Genomic DNA, 17391 nt, shown 5'->3' with positions numbered 1-17391 from the left:
AACCTGGGAACGACCGTGGAGGGTGGCAGGCATGTACACGACAACGAGCGACAGCAGCGAGAGCGGCGGCACGACGCGGACAGCGGCGCGGGAGTGGCGCGCATGAACCGGCAATTGCTTGGCGAATTGATTTCCGAAGCGGTGGCGATGCTGATCATCATCGCCTTCGGCTGTTCGGTGGCGTGCATGTACGTGCTGTACGACCCCAGCCCGTACCAGAACGCCTACTGGGGCGTGTGCATCGCCTGGGGCCTGGCGGTGACGATCGCGATCTACGTCACCGGTTCGGTGTCAGGCACCCACGCCAATCCGGCGGTGACCCTGGCGCTGGCCGTGTTCCGCGGCTTCGCCTGGAACAAGGTGCTGCCGTACTGGGCGGCGCAGGTGGTCGGCGCCTTCCTCGGCGCGGGCATCGTCTACCTGCTGTTCGCGCCGGTGATCGACCACTACAACCAGGCCCACCAGCTGACCCGCGAGGCGGGCGGCGCAGCCGGCGTGTTCTTCACCGCGCCGGGCCTGGCGATCACCCCGATGCACGCGTTGCGCGACCAGGTGATTCTGACCGCGTTCCTGATCTTCGGCATCTTTGCCATCACCGAGCGCTACAACGAGGCCGCGCCCACCGCCAATTCCGGCGCGCTGATCATCGGCCTGCTGGTGGCGACCATCGGCGCCTCGATGGGCTACCTGGAAGCGTGGGCGATCAATCCCGCGCGCGATTTCGGGCCGCGCCTGTTCGCCTACTTCGCCGGCTGGGGTTCCTCGGCGCTGCCGTCGGCCAACAGCTACTGGTGGATTCCGATCGTCGGTCCGCTGATCGGCGGCGTGATCGGCGGCGGCGCCTATCAGCTGCTGATCTATCCGTTCCTGCCGGCGCGGGTGAAGGCGCTGGAGGAAGAGGCGGCGTCGCGCCGGACCTGAGTCCGCGCACGCCCGGCGCCGGCACCGCCGGCGCGTTCCCCCCATTCCGGGCGCCGCCACGGCGCGCGCCCTCACGACCCGCAGGAGTCACCGATGGAAAAGAAATTCATCCTGGCCATCGACCAGGGCACCACCAGCTCGCGCGCGATCCTGTTCGACCGCAAGGGCCACATCGCCGGCATGGCGCAGCGCGAGTTCTCGCAGATCTTCCCGCAGCCGGGCTGGGTCGAGCACAACCCGCGCGAGATCATGACCAGCGTCTACACCACGATCACCGAGCTGTTGAACAACCAGCAGGTGGACGCCAGCGCGATCGCCGGCATCGGCATCACCAACCAGCGCGAGACCGCGGTGGTCTGGGACCGCGCCACCGGCCAGCCGATCTACAACGCCATCGTCTGGCAGTCGCGGCAGACCAAGGACATCTGCGAACAGCTCAAGGCGGACGGTCACGAGGACATGGTGCGGGCCAAGACCGGCTTGCTGATCGATGCGTACTTCTCCGGCACCAAGGTCAAGTGGATCCTCGACCACGTCGAAGGCGCGCGCGAACGCGCGCAGCGCGGCGAACTGGCCTTCGGCACCATCGACAGTTGGCTGATCTGGAACCTCACCGGCGGCAAGGTCCACGTCACCGACTACACCAACGCCTCGCGCACCCTGCTGTACGACATCCACGAACTGCGCTGGGACGAGGAACTGCTGCGGATGCTGGACATCCCCGCCTCGATGCTGCCGGAGGTGCGCTCGTCCAGCGAGATCTACGGCAACACCCAGGGCCAGTACTTCTACGGGCACGCGGTGCCGATCGCCGGCATCGCCGGCGACCAGCAGGCGGCGCTGTTCGGCCAGGCCTGCTTCGAGCCGGGCATGGCCAAGAACACCTATGGCACCGGCTGCTTCATGCTGATGAACACCGGCGACAAGGCGGTGGCGTCGAAGAACGGCCTGCTCACCACCATCGCCTGGGGCGTGGACGGCAAGGTCGAGTACGCGCTGGAAGGCGCCATCTTCGTCGCCGGCTCGGTGGTGCAGTGGCTGCGCGACGGCCTGCGCATGCTCGGCAAGGCCAGCGATTCGCAGTCCTATGCCGAGCGCGCCGGCGACAACGACGGCGTGTATTTCGTGCCGGCCTTCGTCGGCCTGGGCGCCCCGTATTGGCGCAGCGACATCCGCGGCGCGGTGTTCGGCCTGACCCGCGGCACCACCAAGGAACATTTCATCCGCGCCGCGGTGGAGTCGATGGCCTACCAGACCCGCGACGTGCTGACCGCGATGCAAGTCGATTCGGGCATCGAGCTGAAGGAACTGCGTGCCGACGGCGGCGCGATCAGCAACGACTTCATGGCCCAGTTCCAGAGCGACATCCTCGACGTGCCGGTGCTGCGCCCGGAGGTGGCCGAAACCACCGCGCTGGGCGCGGCCTACCTGGCGGGCCTGGCGACCGGCTTCTGGAAGGACCGCGCGGAGATCGCGCAGCAGTGGGCGGTGGATCGCCGCTTCGAGCCGAGCATGCCGGCCGAGCGCCGCGAGGAACTGTATGCCGGCTGGAAGCAGGCAGTGGACGCGACGATGGGCTTCCGCATTCGCTGAGCCACGATGCGCCTGTGCGCCCTGTAGGAGCGGCTTCAGCCGCGACCGGGCCTTACCGATAACGCCCGGTCGCGGCTGAAGCCGCTCCTACAGGTTTTCGCTTCTTTCTGGTGCTACACGTACTGCGTCGGCCCGCGCGGTCCCGGTACCGGCGCATCGCCATCGCCCACCGGATCGCGGATCGGCGGAATGGTCGGATCGATGGGCTGGTCCGGCACCGGATCCACCGGACGGTCGGGCGTGGGGTCCACGCCGGGGTTGGGTACTTGGCCGGGCACCTCGTTCGGTGGTTGTTGCGGGTCTTGGCCGGGGTTGGGGTTTTGCATCTGCATGCATGTCTCCATCGGTGGGGCGTGAGCGGACACCGTGCGCGTGATGCCAGGCGCAGCGGGTGAAGCCGATGGCAAGAGTGGATGAAGAGACCGCTGCGATAGCGGCGCGTGGTGGACCGCCTGCGGTCAGACCATCGAACCGCGATGCGCACACCGTGAAGTCATCAGTCAGGCAACCTGGCGTGGTGAATCCGCCGCTGGGACACATTGCCTGAGCGCGCTATCGCGCAGGTGCAGGATGCCGCCGCGCATGCCCTGAGGCCGACGCTATCCCGGCCACCTGCTCCCAGCGGCGCATGCTGCCAACGGACGATCGCGGAAGGACGCGCAGCGCAGACAAGCGATCGACGCATGCGCCGTCGCTTCGCATGCGATCGCGCACCGCACGCCACTGGAATGCGCGCCCGCGGCAAGCGTGATTGTTTCCCCAGCATCGCCACGCGGTCGCAAAAAGCGCACGCCAGGCGTTGACCGCGGCGGCGTGGCTGCGCAGCCTGCTGCGGACACGGGCGCTTGGATCCCACGCATGGCACGGCGTTTTCCCTGGAGTTGGTTGGCGCTGCTCGCGGCCTGCGCGCTGGTGGCGGTGCTGGCGTGGCAGAACCGCACGCTGCGCGAGGAGCGACGCTGGCTGGTGACCCGCACCACCGAGCCGTACCTGGGCATGTACCTGCCGAAGATCGCGGCCACCGCGCTGGACGGCACGCCGTTGACCCTGGGCGTGCCGGCGGCGGACTACCAAGTGCTGTTCTTCTTCACCACCACCTGCCCGTATTGCCGGCGCTCGGCGCCCAGCGTGGTGCAGGCGGCGCAGCGCCTGGCCGAGCAGGGTGGCGGCCGCGTGCAGGTGCTGGGCGTGTGCCAGTGCAGCCCGGAGCAGGCGCGCCGCTACGCCGCCGATCACCGGTTCGCCTTCCCGGTAACCACGCTCACCGAGCGCCGCGCGCTGATGCTGTTCCGCGCGCGCAACGTGCCGCTGATGCTGGCGCTGGACCGCGATGGACGGGTGCGCTACGCGCGCGTCGGCGTCTTCGATACCACGGAGCGGGTGCAGGACCTGGTGGCCGCGGTGCGACGCACGGAAGCGCCGGCGGCTTTGGCAACTGTCGAGGAGTGAACTCATGAAACAGCGTTGGACAGCATTGCGCAACGGGATGGCCGCGGCCGTGTTCCTGGCCTGCATGGGCTTCGGCGCGGTCCAGGCGACCGCGGGCGACGGGATCGAGAAGGACGCGGCGTGCAGCGCCTGGCAATGCGAGAAGGAGTGCGCGCCGTTCGGCGGCCAGTTGGGGCCGGGCGGTCCCGGCCAGCCGCTGACCTGCTACTGCTGCGGTTGAGCCGTACGCCGGGGCCGGCGGCGGCCGGCTCCGGCGTCGACGCTTGCACAGGCCGCGCTGGTCGCGTGGCCGCGGCTGCGGCATGCTGCGCCGGCATGTGCCGCTACGACCTGATCATCTTCGACTTCGACGGCACCCTGGCCGATTCCTTCGCCTGGTTCCTGGACACCATCAACGACGTCGCCGACGAATTCGGCTTCCGCCGCTTCGAGCCGGCGCGCCTGCAGGAAATCCGCAGCCTGAGCGCGCGCGAACTGATGGCGCGCAGCGGCATCCGCTGGTGGCGCGTGCCGGCGGTGGCGCGGCGCATGCGCGCGCTGATGGCCGCGCAGATCGAGCGCATCGCGTTGTTCGACGGCGTGGCCGAATTGCTCGACGCGCTCGCCGGGGCCGGCGTGCAGTTGGCCCTGGTGACGTCCAACAGCCGCGACAACGTCGAGCGCGTGCTCGGGACCGAACTGGCCGCGCGCTTCCGCCACATCGACTGCGGCGCCGCGGTGCTGGGCAAGCGCCGCAAGCTGCGCGCCGCGCTCAAGGCGTGCGGCGTGCCGGCCGCGCGCGCCCTGTGCGTGGGCGACGAGATCCGCGACGCCAATGCCGCGCGCCAGGCCGGCATCGCCTTCGCCGGCGTCGGCTGGGGCTACACCTTGCCGCACGCGCTGCAACCGCACACGCCGCTGCCGTTGCTGCGGCGTCCAGCCGACGTGTGGGACCGGCTGGGCCTGCCCATTCCGGCCTGATCGCCGCCTGGCCCTACCGGGCCGAACTCGCAACTCCGATCCGGCCCTCTGCGCGGCCTGTCCGCTGGCAATCCCGCCGCGCCAGGGGGCCGCTTCTCCCCATTCCCGATTCTCCATTCCCGATTCCCCGCCCCATGCTGCACCGCGTCGTGGATTGTTCACTTATGATTGCTATATTCATATACGAACACCGGTAGGCGGCGTGGCTATCATCGCGTCGCGTTCGGTCCCATCCGATCCTGGCCCCGGTGGGCGGAGGCGTGGCATGTGCAATTCCAGCAGCACCCGGTCGTGGCGTTCGCGCCGGTGTTCGGTGCCGGTCCGCGGCGCAGGGCCGCGCCGATGCCATTGACCGATGCCGCGGCGGCGACCATCGCGATGCGCCCGTTGGGCCAAAGCGCGGTGCGGATCGCCACGCTCGGCTTCGGCGCCGCGCCGATCGGCAACCTCTACACCGAAGTGGACGAGGCGGTGGCGCTGGCCGCGGTGGCCGCGGCGCACGCCGCCGGCATCCGCCATTTCGACACCGCGCCTTACTACGGCTATGGATTGAGCGAGCGCCGGCTCGGAGACGGCCTGCGCGGGCTGCCGCGCGCCAGCTACACGCTCTCGACCAAGGTCGGGCGCCGCGTCTACGACGATCCCGGCGCCGCGCCGGGGCGCGACGGCTTCGCCGTGGCCGGGCGCGGCGCCGCCTTCGACTACAGCCGCGACGGCGTGCTGCGTGCGCTCGAGGGCAGCCTGCAGCGGCTCGGCACCGACCATGTCGACATCCTGCTGCTGCACGACATCGGCCGCCTCACCCACGGCGAGCGCCACCCGGCGATGCTGCGCCAGGCGCTCGACGAGGCCCTGCCGGCGATGGCCGAGCTCAAGGCCAGCGGCGCCTGTGGCGCGATCGGCATCGGCGTCAACGAGGAAGACATCGCGCTGGAATTGCTGCCGCTGTTCCCGCTGGATTGCGTGATGCTGGCCGGCCGCTACACCCTGCTCGAACAGCATGCGGCGCAGAGGCTCATGGCCGAGGCACTGCGCCGGCAGGTCGGCATCCTGGTCGCCGGCCCGTACAGTTCGGGCCTGCTCGGCGACGCGCGCGGTCCCGGCGCGACCTACAACTACGCGCCGGTGGATCCGCGCACGCTGCAGCATGCGCAGCACCTGTTCGCGGCCTGCGCCGCGCACGCGGTGGACGTGGGCGCGGCGGCGCTGCAGTTCCCGCTGGCGCATCCGGCGGTCGCCAGCGTGGTCGCCGGCATGCGCACCCCGGCCGAGGTGGCCAGCGCCGCCGAACGCCTGCACGCCGCGATCCCGCGCGCGCTGTGGCGCGACCTGCGCAACCAGGGCCTGTTGCAGGCGCAGGTGCCGACGCCGTGACCGTGGTCGACGCCCACGTGCACTTCTGGCGGCTGGCGCGCGGCGACTACGCCTGGCTGACGCCCGACCTCGCCACGCTGTACCGCGACTTCGTGCCCGACGACCTGATCGCCACGCTCGATGCGCATGGCGTGGACGCGATCGTCGCGGTGCAGGCGGCGCAGACCGAGGCGGAGACACGCTACCTGTTGCAACTGGCGCGCGCGCAGCCGCGCATCGCCGGCGTGGTCGGCTGGGTCGACTTCGACGCCGCCGATGCCGCCGCGCGCATCGCCGCGCTGTGCGCCGAGGGCGGTGGCCTGCTCAAGGGCCTGCGGCCGATGGTGCAGGACCTGGCCGATCCGCAGTGGCTGGCGCGGCCGTCGCTGGACCCCGCGTTCGATGCGCTGCTGCGGCACGACCTGGCGTTCGACGCGTTGGTCAAGCCCCTGCATCTGCCGGCGCTGCAGGCGCGCCTGCAGCGCCACCCTCAGCTGCGCGTGGTGCTCGACCACGCCGCCAAGCCGGCGATCGGCGGCGACGGCTTCGCCGCGTGGGCCGACGGCCTGGCGCAATTGGCGCGGCACCCGACCGTGCTGTGCAAGCTGTCCGGCCTGCTCACCGAACTGCCGGACGGTGCCGCTGCCGCCGCGATCGCGCCATACGTGGCGCAAGTGTTCGCCTGCTTCGGCGCGCAGCGGGTGATGTGGGGCAGCGACTGGCCGGTGCTGACCCAGCGCGCCGGCTACGGCGACTGGCTCGCGCAGGCGCGGGCGCTGGTCGCGCGCCACGCCGCCGCGCATGCCGCCGACGTGTTCGCCGGCACCGCGCGACGGTTCTACCACCTGCCCGAATTCCCTCCTTCCCCCGCACGGAACTGCCACGATGATCCTTCACCTCCGGAGCCGCACATGAGCGGCCGCCTGCACGGCAAGCGCTGCCTGATCACCGCCGCCGGCGCCGGCATCGGCCGCGAGAGCGCGCTGGCCTGCGCGCGCGAAGGCGCGCAGGTGCTGGCCACCGACATCGACGCTGCCGCGTTGCAGGCGCTGGCCGCCGAATCCGCCACGATCGCCACGCAGGCGCTGGACGTCACCGACGCCGCCGCGATCCAGGCGCTGGTGGCGGCGAACGCGCCGTTCGACGTGCTGTTCAACTGCGCCGGCTACGTGCACCAGGGCAGCATCCTCGACTGCGACGAACCGGCGTGGCGGCGCTCGTTCGCGATCAACGTCGATGCGATGTACTACCTGTGCCAGGCGGTGCTGCCGGGCATGCTGGCGCAGGGCCGCGGCAGCATCGTCAACATGTCCTCGGTGGCCTCCAGCATCAAGGGCGTGCCCAACCGTTTCGCCTACGGCGTGACCAAGGCGGCGGTGATCGGGTTGAGCAAGGCCATCGCCGCCGACTACGTGGCCAAGGGCATCCGCTGCAACGCGATCTGCCCGGGCACGATCAAGACGCCGTCGCTGGGCGAGCGGGTCAAGGCGCTGGGCGGCGACGAGCAGGCGGTGTGGAAGAGCTTCACCGATCGCCAGCCGATGGGCCGCCTCGGCGACCCGCGCGAGATCGCGCAACTGGTGGTGTACCTGGCCTCGGACGAATCGTCGTTCACCACCGGGCAGACCCACATCATCGACGGCGGCTGGTCGAACTGACCGCGGCTCTCCCTACCTGACGGAGGACATCCCATGAAACTGCTGCGCTACGGCGAACCCGGCCACGAACGTCCGGCCCTGCTCGACGCCGACGGCCACCTGCGCGACCTGTCGGCGGTGATCGACGACGTCGCCGGCGACCACCTCACCGCCGCCGGCCTGGGCCGGCTGCGCGCACTCGATACGTCGACCTTGCCCAAGGTCGACGGCGAGGTGCGCTACGGACCGGCGGTGGGCCGGGTCGGCAAGTTCATCTGCATCGGCCTGAACTATGCCGACCATGCCGCCGAATCGGGCATGGCGGTGCCGGAAATGCCGATCCTCTTCATGAAGGCGACCACCGCGATCAGCGGCCCCAACGACACCGTGACCCTCCCGCGCGGCTCGCAGAAGAGCGACTGGGAAGTGGAACTGGGCGTGGTGATCGGCGACATCGCCCGCGACGTGAGCGTGGAGGAGGCGATGCACCACGTCGCCGGTTATGCCGTGATCAACGACCTGTCCGAGCGCGCCTTCCAGCTCGAACACGGCGGGCAGTGGGTCAAGGGCAAGAGCTGCGACGGCTTCGGCCCGATCGGTCCGTGGCTGGTCACCCGCGACGACGTGCCGGACCCGCAGAACCTGGCGATGTGGCTGGAGGTCAATGGCCACCGCTACCAGAACGGCAGCACGCGCACGATGGTGTTCGGCGTGGCCGACCTGGTCAGCCACATCAGCCGCTACATGACGCTGATGCCGGGCGACGTGATCAGCACCGGCACGCCGCCTGGCGTGGGCCTGGGGCAGAAGCCGCCGGTGTACCTCAAGCCGGGCGACGTGATGACGCTGGGCATCGAAGGACTGGGCGAGCAGCGCCAGGCCGTGGTCGCCCATTCCCGCGACCTGTAAAGCCCCTCTCCCCTCGGGAGAGGGGTGGGGGTGAGGGTACGGGGCGAAGCCACTCGCGATCCATCTGGGTGCGGTCCTCGCTCGCGCCTTCTCATCTCGCGTGTGCAACACGGCTACGTGTTTTTACTTCGTTCGTGATTTGCGGGGGCGGCGACAGTCGTGCACTCCCGCACCCTCACCCCAACCCCTCTCCCGGGGGGAGAGGGGCTTTCTTCACTGCATTTCTACTCGTCCGCACCACCCACCAGGATCCCCATGAGCAAAATCGTCGCCCTCGACACCTTCGACGTGCGTTTCCCCACCTCGCGCGAACTGGACGGTTCCGATGCGATGAATCCGGATCCGGACTATTCCGCCGCCTACCTGCGCCTGCGCACCGATGCCGACGACGGCCTGGCCGGCTACGGCCTGGTGTTCACCATCGGCCGCGGCAACGATGTGCAGAGCGCGGCGATCGCGGCGCTGTCGCATCACGTGGTCGGGCGCGAGGTGGAGGAGGTGATCGGCGACCTGGGCGGGTTCGCGCGCAGCCTCACCGACGATTCGCAACTGCGCTGGCTGGGCCCGGAGAAGGGCGTGATGCACATGGCCATCGGCGGCGTGATCAACGCCGCCTGGGACCTGGCCGCGCGACGCGCCGGCAAGCCGCTGTGGCGCTACATCGCCGAGCTGTCGCCGGAACAGCTGGTGGCGACGATCGACTTCCGCTATCTCACCGACGCGCTCACCCCCGACGAAGCGCTGGCACTGTTGCGCGCGGCCGAGCCGTTGCGCGCCGAGCGCATGCGCACGCTGCTCGAGCAGGGCTATCCGGCCTATACCACCTCGCCCGGCTGGCTCGGCTACTCGGACGAGAAGCTGGTGCGCCTGGCCAAGGACGCGGTGGCCGAGGGCTTTCGCACGATCAAGCTCAAGGTCGGCGCCAATGTGGAGGACGACATCCGTCGCTGCCGCCTGGCGCGCGAAGCGATCGGCCCGGACATCGCGATGGCGGTGGACGCCAACCAGCGCTGGGACGTGGGTCCGGCGATCGCCTGGATGCGCCAACTGGCCGACTTCGACATCGCCTGGATCGAGGAGCCGACCAGCCCCGACGACGTGCTCGGCCACGCCGCGATCCGCCGCGGCATCGCCCCGGTGCCGGTGTCCACCGGCGAGCACACCCAGAACCGGGTGGTGTTCAAGCAGCTGCTGCAGGCCGGCGCGGTGGACCTGATCCAGATCGACGCGGCACGCGTGGGCGGGGTCAACGAGAACCTGGCGATCCTGCTGCTGGCGGCGAAGTTCGGCGTGCGCGTGTTCCCGCATGCCGGCGGCGTGGGCCTGTGCGAACTGGTGCAGCACTTGGCGATGGCCGACTTCGTCGCCATCACCGGCAAGATGGAGGACCGCGCGATCGAATTCGTCGACCACCTGCACCAGCACTTCGTCGACCCGGTGCGCATCGACCATGGCCGTTACCTAGCCCCGACTCAGCCCGGCTTCTCGGCCGAGATGCATGCGGAATCGGTCACCCAGTACCTTTACCCGGACGGCCCGTTCTGGAGCGCGGACCTGGCGGCACAGCAGGCCTGACGCGACGAACGTCGCGCCCAGTGTCGCGCGCGCCTACTGTAGGAGCGGCTTCAGCCGCGACGAACGAAGCTTCGGACTCGACGGCTCCGGAAGCCGTCGGGACTGCAGTCCTCCCACAGTGCACCCAGCCGGCTCGCCGCAAGTTCCTGTAGGAGCGGCTTCAGCCGCGACGAACGAAGAGGGTGCGCTAACAGCTCCCGACGATAGCTGTGGCGACGGACCGATCATCCTCGTCTGGTGAGAGCTGGCGCTACTGAAGAACGCAGATCCCAAAGGTCTCTGTTTCAGGATGTGCGACGGGTTCGCTATTCAACTCGCAGATGAACTTCAGTGGCCGGCCCTTCACTTCACCGGACGCTTCGTAGTTGTGCTTGGTGAATACCCAGCCTTTGTGTTCCCTGCCTTGATAGCGCAGCGTAATGCGTTGGCCGATCACCGGCTCGTGCGGCATCAAGCTCGCGGTCAACGAGGTGTCTGTCACTGCCGGAAGGTGGAAGCGCCCAAGCATGTCGGTCTTCGCGTTCTTCGTGCCCTGCCGATCTTTCCAGTGCCAGTGATAGGCCTGCTCGATCTCCACGCCCTGAACAGGTTTGCCGTCCAGCAGGACGGTGCCTTCGACCTCGGAAAACAAGTAGAGCGTCTTGGAGATAGCCATGGCGTGACCCTGGGTCAGTAGTCCGATAAGAAGCAGTGCGTACAAAAATGGCGATTTGCGGTTCAAGGTCGCTCCCCACCGGGTCGGTGCTTTCGTAGAAGGGCGGGCATCGCGAAACGCAATGTCAGTTTTCGAACTCGCTGATGGCCGATCTTGCTTGTAGGCATCCGTAGTGTCTTCGTGTGAAGTGCCGGCATTCGCTGCCATGTGCAACTGCGTGCAATTTCAAGGTCGATCCGGCCTGGTTTCCAGGGCACATCAGCAGTGAAGATGGATGCTTCGGCATTCTGGTCGGGGCTGGTGGCCAACATCAGGTCTTCGCCGAAGATCACCGGCTTCATGGCGTCACGTCAACCCAGTTCCGGCCGTCTTCCGTCCAGGTCACGTGCTTGGGCCCGCACGACCAGAGGACCCCGTCGTTGGCGTGCAGGTGGCGACAGCTTGGCTTGGGCGAGAGCCGCATATCCACCTCGACCAGCCGATCCGTGCTGTCGAGCTTGAAGAGTCCGCTGTCGCAAGCCACGTACAGCTCGCCTTCGAACCACTCCATGCCCCACAGATCATCGGTGGTCGCATCCTGCGCGATGCTTTCCCAGTGGTCGCCATCGCTGCGCAGCAACGTCCCAATCTGCCCGCAGGCGAAGACAAGATCGTCGCGCACCACCTTGACCTTGTGCAGCACGAGGCGGGTCGGACTGTCCTGCTGTTGCCATGTGCCGTGGTTGCGCAACCAGATTTCGCCATTGAAGCCTACTGCGTAGATCGCGTCCTCGTTCAGGCCATCGATCGCGTTGAAGCCACAGAGTTGAATTTCGCCTCGCGGCAGGACGACCCCTTCGTCCTGGCGGGTCCAGTTGTCGGCACCGTCACGGCGGTAGACCTGACGGCCCATGCCCACCGCGTAGGGCACGCCTGCGATGAGTTGAAGGTCGCGGATGGGGCCGCGTCGGGCAGGTCCGTCCGCGGAGGCGTCGATCTCTTCTTTGGTCGGGCCGGCCAGCGTGCTGGCTGATACGATGCCGTCCGGGCCGGTGGCCAACACGGTGATTTCGGGCGTCTCGAATGCGCTAATGCGCGACGCGTGCCAATCGGTCTTGAAGGAAAACCAACGGTTCTGGGATCTGTCCCACTTCAATAACGTCGACAACGTTGAGCCGCTCTGCGTGAGGACATCGATCTGCGCGATGACGCGGCCGATGTTGCGATTCTGCATGCAGCCATGGAGAAAGGTGTAGGCATTCGACATGGGTTCGTCCTTGAGAGCTTAGGTGATGCTGCGGTGCCTCCACGAGCAGCGTGACTACTCGATACGCGTCCAGAAGGTGCCGTCGAAGGCCAGAATGTCGTTCTCCCCGACTGACCAGAGCAGCCCATCGGCACTACTCAAACTATGGTAGCTGCTGGCGGTCAGATCGCCGAGGTCGACCAACTCGAGTCGGTCATCGTCGAGCCAGTACAGCGCATGCAATGTGGAAACATACAGCTTGCCGGCGAACCACTCGAGGTCCCAGAAATCCGCATCGGTCGCCCCATGGTCGATGACCTCCCACTGGTCTCTTCTGCCGCGCAAAAGAACGCCCCGCATTCCGCAGGCATAGACCCAGCCGTCTTCGGCACAGCACACGCGCGTCAGGATGATGTTGGTGGGACTGGCGCAGTTCCTCCAGGTGGCGCCGTCGAAATGCCAGATCTCGCCATGCCAGCCAACAGCGTAGATGTCCTGTTCGCTGTAGCCATGAACGGATTCGAATCCGAACACCATGTCCTTGGCTGGATGGCTGGGCATGTCGCCGTGTAGCGCCATCCAGTTGCCCGGGCTGCCTCGCTTGAAGACCTGGCGATCCATGCCGCAGACATAGGCGAAGCCGCCGATATTGCGTATCTCCCGCATGGTGCTGAGCGTGACCCCAGGACACGAGATCCGCTCGTCGTAATCGTCGTTGTTGCCCATTACCCGGACGTCGCCATGTTCGCCCAGCGCGATGGCCTGGTCTTTCGGGATCTGGGTGATGCAGATCGAGTGGGCGTTCCAGCGCCCTATTTCATACATGCCCCAGCCGCCATTGTCCCAGGCATAGAAGGACGTATGCGGCAGGCCGTCCGCCGCAAGATCGGGATCGATGCACAACACGTAGGCAAGGTCGCCGTAGCGTACAGCTCCGCTTCGGTAGCGGTAACCGACATCCTTGAACATCATTGCCTGGCACTTCCACAAGAATCTATCATCAGTTGCTCTCTTCGCACTTTTGCCAAGCTTTGCTCGGCCAATCTGCTTTCGGCTTTAGCGCTTGCCCAAGTAATTTTAGCCGATGCATTGGTTCGGTCGTCCGCCTATGGTCATGTGGGCAACATGCGGCCAGTCGGCATGCCTCCCGATAGCGATGCGGCGCCATGCGTTGTCAGCGCCATAGGTGCTGATCTCAATTCATTTCTGGAAGCGGGCGGCGCCGCTGCGGTGTTTCGCTGATCGGAACGCCGATCGTCGCCGGAGACTTGGCCGCTGCCGTCAGGCATGCCGGGCACGTGAGTATCATCGCGGCCCGGTACCCCGTTGGCTCCTGCCGCAGTGATGCGGGGGCACAAGCATGCTTGCGCCTGTTGGCGTGTGTTGCGTTCGTCCTGGTATCCCTTGATGGGGATGCGCCGCCTGTCGACTGATCCAGGTGCGGCCAAGTCGGCGGACACGTGCTTCGGCGGCGCCGGCCGATGCCTCAGCTTCGCTCCTGTCTCCGCGCCTGCTCCGCTATCGCCGCCTGCAGCGAAAAGATCCGCACCGCCTCGCGCCATTTCTCCCCCGGCGCCGAACCGGGCAGCGGCTTCTGGAAGCGCCACATCAATTCCTCCCAGGCCTGCACGCGCGGATCGGCGGCGTCCGCGGCGGCCTTGGCCTCGGGCGAATACGTGTCGTCCACCTCCATCAGCATCACCAGGCGGTCGCCGCAGCGGTGGATATCCAGTTCGCGGATGCCCGCGTCGCGCAGCGAGGCGACGATCTCCGGCCACACCGTGTCGGCGCGGTGCCAGCGTTCGTATTCGGCGATCAGTGCGGGGTCGTCGTGCAGATCGAGCAGGTAGCAGTGGCGCGGCATCTCAGGCTCCGGTGGCAGGGGCGGGCGCCGCGGCCGCGAGGTCGCGCGCGTAGGCGGCGAACGCCAGGATCACCGCGAAGCACAGCGTCGGCACGGCCATCGCCCAATGGATGCCGGCGTGGTCGGACACCGCGCCCATCAACGCGGTCAGCGCCGCGCCGCCGATGATCGCCATCACGATCAACGACGAGCCGAGCTTGCGCGCATCGTCGTTCAAGCCCTCGAGGCCCAGCGCGAAGATGGTCGGGAACATCACCGACATGAACGCGCTGCTGGCCACCAGCGCGTACAGGCCGGTCCAGCCCGGCAACGCGATCGCCACGCCGCACAGCAGCAGGTTGAGCAGGGCGAACGCACCCAGCAGCACCGCCGGCGATACGAAGCGCAGCAAGGCGGTGCCGATGAAGCGGCCGGCCATGAACAGCACCAGCGAGACGGTGAGGAAGCTGGCCGCGGTCTTTTCCGGGGTGCCGGGCACCGCGTCCTGCAGGTAGCGGATCAGGTAGCTCCAGATGCCGACCTGCGCGCCGACGTAGAAGAACTGCGCCACCACCGCGAACACGAACCGGCGGTTGCGCAGCAACGCACCGAAGTCTGCCTTGCCGCCGCCCTTGCCGGCGGCGTCGCCCGTGTCGCGCGTCGCCGGGAAACGGGTCATGGCGATCAGCAGCGCCCACAGCACCACCACCGCGCCGATGACCAGGTAGGGCGTCTGCACCGCCGCCGATTCGGCGGCGAAGAAGCCGGCGCGCGCGGCCGGCGTCATCGCCGCGAGCTCCTGCGGCGTGTGCTCCACGCCGGACAGGATGAAGTGCTGGCCGATCAGCACGCCGGTGATCGAGCCGAGCGGGTTGAACGCCTGCGCCAGGTTCAACCGTCGCGCCGCGCCTTCGGTCGGTCCGAGCACGGTGACCAACGGGTTGGCCGTGGTTTCCAGGAAGGCCAGGCCGCTGGCGATCACGAACAGCGCCAGCAGGAACAGTCCATAGGTGTGCTCCTGCGCGGCCGGATAGAACAGGAACGCGCCGGCCGCGTACAGCCCTAGCCCCAGCACCACCGCGGCCTTGTAGCTGAAGCGGCGCATGAACATCGCCGCCGGGATCGCGAACACGAAGTAGCCTAGATAGAACGCGCTCTGCACCAGCCCGGCCTGCAGGTCGGTCAGTTCGAACGCCTTCTTGAATTGCTTGATCAGGATGTCGTTGAGGTTGTTCGCCATGCCCCAGAGAAAGAACAGGCTGACGATCAGGACCAGCGGCGCGATGGCGGTGCGCGCCAGGCCGCCGCGCGCCGCTGCCGCGGTGTCGCTGCTGTAGTGCATGCCGCCTACCCCTCCCAGGATGTGCCGCGTCGCGTTGGGTTGTCGCCGGAGCGTACTGCGGCCGCCGCCGTCATGCAAATATAAAATTCGTGTTTATATGTGCATCGGCGGTGCGATTCGGACCTTGGGCTGTTCCGCGCGGACTGGCTCCGCACCAAGCGTCGTGACCGGAACGCACGGTGGCCGCGTTGCGCCCAAGCGATTGCATGGGCCGTCGCACAGGCCGGATCGACGCGCTGCGTGCGTCGGCATTCCCTGTACCCTAGCGCCCTTCCACCCCCAGCCGGGCCTCGACGGAATGACTACGCCCCCGCCCAAGTACCGCGCCCCCGCCCTGGACAAGGGCCTGGATATCCTGGAATTGCTGGCGCGCGACGCGCGGCCGATGACGATGAGCGAGATTTCGCAGGGCATCGGCCGTTCGCGCGGGGAGATCTTCCGCATGCTGCAGGTGCTGGAGGAGCGCGGCTACCTGAGCAAGGGCGGGCCGGGCGAGGGCGGCTACGTGCTGACCAACCGCCTGTTCATGCTCGGCATGCAACAGCCGCAGGTGCAGAACGTCACCGAACTGGCGCTGCCGGTGATGCGGCGCCTGGCCGATGCGATCCGCCAGCCCTGCCACCTGGTGGCGCCGTCGGACGACCAGATCGTGGTGATCGCGCAAGTGGACGTGCCCAGCGACCTGGGGCTGGTGGTGCGTCCCGGCCACCGCCGCCCGCTCGCGCATTCCACCTCCGGGCTGGTGCTGTTCGCCTTCCAGCAGCCGGACGCGCAGGCGCGGCTGCTGCAGCGCCTGGACGCCAGCGACGTGCCTTACGAGCGCGCGACGTTCCTCGCCGCCGCCGCCCAGGTGCGCACGCTGGGTTACAGCATCCATGCCAGCGAAGCGGTGGTCGGGGTGATCGACCTGACCGCGCCGATCCTGCAGCACGGCAGCGCCAGCTACACGCTCACCGTGCCCTTCATCGAACGCCGCCCGCAGCAGATCGATGCGCAGGCGGCGATGCAAGCGGTGTGCGCGGCGGCGGCCGAGATCACCGCGGCGTTGGGCGGATAGGCGGGCGCACGCCGTGCGCAGGGCCGCGCTGTGTGCGGTGCAACCGCCGTTGCATGACGACGGCGACACACGCGGGGGCGGACGCCGTTGAGCGCAGCGCATGACATCGTCGTAGCCGCCGCTCTCGGCGCGGCCATCGCCCTTGCGGCGTGGCTCGTCTGGTTGCAGCGTCGCCGCGATCACCGAATGGAGCGGGCGGTTGAACAGTCCTTTCGCCGAATGTCCGTGACCAGTGACGGCGTGCGCCTCACTGGCGCGGACCTGGTGGTGGTGAAGCGGGTGCAGCAGTTCATGGACGCCAACTACGACGCGTCCTTGATGTTCGAACGCGATGCCATGAACGGCAGCAATGCGTTCTGGTACTGCAGTGGCCCTGGCGGGCGCTGGTTCCTGGCGATTCCGTCGGTGAGCGCGCGGCACGGGCGGATCGAGGTGCAGTGGGTCGTGCGGCCGCTGACCGAGCAGCGCGTGCGTGCCGTGCTGCGCTTCGATCGCGCCACCTATCGGCGCGTATTCGGCGCTTCGCCCGAGACGGTCTAGGGCAGGGCATTGGTCCCTGGCGACGCGCTGTCTGACAGGCAGGCGGTGCTGGAGAGCGGGGCACCCAGGCGAGGGGCACCCCTGGCCTGCGGGCCGGACGGCGCAGCCCCCATCGCGGCGGCGAGTGACCCGACCACCCCAGCGCTTGCCGACCTGCCGGTTGGCGCGTGCGAGTCGTGAGTCGCGTGGGCATCGCCGCGCATTTCAGCCGCTGATGATGCGCGCAGGAGCCCCTGTTGCGGCGCAGCGTGCATTGCTCACTGTTTCATAATTACATCGTAATTACGATTCGGGTGGGCGCGCCACGTGGCGCCCCCGCCCTCCCACCGCCG

General features: G+C 68.1%; 18 protein-coding genes and 1 pseudogene. 12 read left to right on the top strand and 7 right to left on the bottom strand.

The genetic code is table 11. The features are described 5' to 3' along the window. Positions 1-102 precede the first annotated feature (102 nt). Both AB3X07_RS21270 and glpK read left to right on the top strand, forming a co-directional pair. On the top strand, positions 103-921 hold the full coding sequence (locus AB3X07_RS21270) for an MIP/aquaporin family protein (protein WP_369941016.1): 819 nt from the start codon (positions 103-105) through the stop codon (positions 919-921). Between the two features lie 93 nt (positions 922-1014). Next, positions 1015-2514: a glycerol kinase GlpK gene (gene glpK / locus AB3X07_RS21265; protein WP_369941015.1), complete on the top strand. Its 1500-nt coding sequence runs from the start codon at positions 1015-1017 to the stop codon at positions 2512-2514. 113 nt (positions 2515-2627) lie between these two features. Here the strand turns inward: glpK and AB3X07_RS21260 are convergent, their stop codons facing one another. Beyond that, positions 2628-2846 carry a hypothetical protein gene (locus AB3X07_RS21260; protein WP_369941013.1) on the bottom strand — a complete coding sequence of 73 codons (219 nt, stop codon included), beginning with the start codon at positions 2844-2846 and terminating at the stop codon, positions 2628-2630. Positions 2847-3399: 553 nt separating this feature from the next. Between AB3X07_RS21260 and AB3X07_RS21255 the strand changes: the two genes are divergently transcribed. The 8 genes and pseudogenes from AB3X07_RS21255 (at position 3400) to AB3X07_RS21220 (ending at position 10397) form a co-directional block, all read left to right on the top strand. Beyond that, entirely contained in the window at positions 3400-3963 is a 564-nt protein-coding gene (locus AB3X07_RS21255) for a peroxiredoxin family protein (RefSeq protein ID WP_369944836.1), read from the top strand. 4 nt (positions 3964-3967) lie between these two features. After that, complete coding sequence (locus AB3X07_RS21250) at positions 3968-4183, top strand: hypothetical protein (RefSeq protein ID WP_369941011.1); 216 nt, start codon at positions 3968-3970, stop codon at positions 4181-4183. A gap of 95 nt (positions 4184-4278) precedes the next feature. Then, on the top strand, positions 4279-4923 hold the full coding sequence (locus AB3X07_RS21245) for an HAD-IA family hydrolase (protein WP_369941010.1): 645 nt from the start codon (positions 4279-4281) through the stop codon (positions 4921-4923). 378 nt (positions 4924-5301) lie between these two features. Then, entirely contained in the window at positions 5302-6297 is a 996-nt protein-coding gene (locus AB3X07_RS21240; RefSeq protein ID WP_369944835.1) for an aldo/keto reductase, read from the top strand. Further along, positions 6294-7191 (top strand): annotated as a pseudogene (locus AB3X07_RS21235) (amidohydrolase family protein). Before AB3X07_RS21240 ends, AB3X07_RS21235 begins: the two are co-directional and overlap by 4 nt. After that, positions 7188-7934: an SDR family oxidoreductase gene (locus AB3X07_RS21230; protein ID WP_369941008.1), complete on the top strand. Its 747-nt coding sequence runs from the start codon at positions 7188-7190 to the stop codon at positions 7932-7934. The pseudogene AB3X07_RS21235 and the gene AB3X07_RS21230 overlap by 4 nt, the downstream one beginning before the upstream one ends. A 33-nt stretch (positions 7935-7967) precedes the next feature. Continuing rightward, positions 7968-8822 carry a fumarylacetoacetate hydrolase family protein gene (locus AB3X07_RS21225; RefSeq protein WP_369941006.1) on the top strand — a complete coding sequence of 285 codons (855 nt, stop codon included), beginning with the start codon at positions 7968-7970 and terminating at the stop codon, positions 8820-8822. Between the two features lie 255 nt (positions 8823-9077). After that, the gene (locus AB3X07_RS21220; RefSeq protein WP_369941004.1) at positions 9078-10397 is read left to right on the top strand and encodes an L-fuconate dehydratase; all 1320 of its coding nucleotides are present in this window, start codon (positions 9078-9080) and stop codon (positions 10395-10397) included. Positions 10398-10647: 250 nt separating this feature from the next. Here the strand turns inward: AB3X07_RS21220 and AB3X07_RS21215 are convergent, their stop codons facing one another. The 6 genes from AB3X07_RS21215 to fucP form a co-directional block, all read right to left on the bottom strand. Continuing rightward, a complete protein-coding gene (locus AB3X07_RS21215) occupies positions 10648-11052 on the bottom strand; it encodes a DUF6795 domain-containing protein (RefSeq protein ID WP_369941003.1) in 405 nt (134 codons plus the stop codon). A 62-nt stretch (positions 11053-11114) separates the two neighbouring features. Continuing rightward, positions 11115-11393 (bottom strand): hypothetical protein, encoded by a 279-nt coding sequence (locus AB3X07_RS21210; protein ID WP_369941001.1) that lies wholly within the window; start codon positions 11391-11393, stop codon positions 11115-11117. Next, positions 11390-12298 carry a WD40/YVTN/BNR-like repeat-containing protein gene (locus AB3X07_RS21205; RefSeq protein ID WP_369941000.1) on the bottom strand — a complete coding sequence of 303 codons (909 nt, stop codon included), beginning with the start codon at positions 12296-12298 and terminating at the stop codon, positions 11390-11392. Before AB3X07_RS21205 ends, AB3X07_RS21210 begins: the two co-directional genes overlap by 4 nt. Positions 12299-12352: 54 nt before the next feature. Then, positions 12353-13249 carry a hypothetical protein gene (locus AB3X07_RS21200; protein WP_369940998.1) on the bottom strand — a complete coding sequence of 299 codons (897 nt, stop codon included), beginning with the start codon at positions 13247-13249 and terminating at the stop codon, positions 12353-12355. A gap of 514 nt (positions 13250-13763) precedes the next feature. Beyond that, positions 13764-14141 carry an L-rhamnose mutarotase gene (locus tag AB3X07_RS21195; protein ID WP_369940996.1) on the bottom strand — a complete coding sequence of 126 codons (378 nt, stop codon included), beginning with the start codon at positions 14139-14141 and terminating at the stop codon, positions 13764-13766. Position 14142: 1 nt separating this feature from the next. Next, a complete protein-coding gene (gene fucP / locus AB3X07_RS21190) occupies positions 14143-15462 on the bottom strand; it encodes an L-fucose:H+ symporter permease (protein WP_369940994.1) in 1320 nt (439 codons plus the stop codon). 298 nt (positions 15463-15760) lie between these two features. Between fucP and AB3X07_RS21185 the strand changes: the two genes are divergently transcribed. Both AB3X07_RS21185 and AB3X07_RS21180 read left to right on the top strand, forming a co-directional pair. Then, positions 15761-16519: an IclR family transcriptional regulator gene (locus AB3X07_RS21185; protein ID WP_369940992.1), complete on the top strand. Its 759-nt coding sequence runs from the start codon at positions 15761-15763 to the stop codon at positions 16517-16519. An 87-nt stretch (positions 16520-16606) separates the two neighbouring features. Next, the gene (locus tag AB3X07_RS21180) at positions 16607-17059 is read left to right on the top strand and encodes a hypothetical protein (RefSeq protein ID WP_369940990.1); all 453 of its coding nucleotides are present in this window, start codon (positions 16607-16609) and stop codon (positions 17057-17059) included. The last annotated feature ends 332 nt before the right edge of the window (positions 17060-17391 follow it).

The sequence above is a fragment of the Xanthomonas sp. DAR 35659 genome, assembly GCF_041242975.1.
GTDB lineage: Bacteria > Pseudomonadota > Gammaproteobacteria > Xanthomonadales > Xanthomonadaceae > Xanthomonas_A > Xanthomonas_A medicagonis.
The sequence above is the reverse complement of the archived record's forward strand: the minus strand, read 5'-3'. Positions and strand labels throughout refer to the sequence as shown.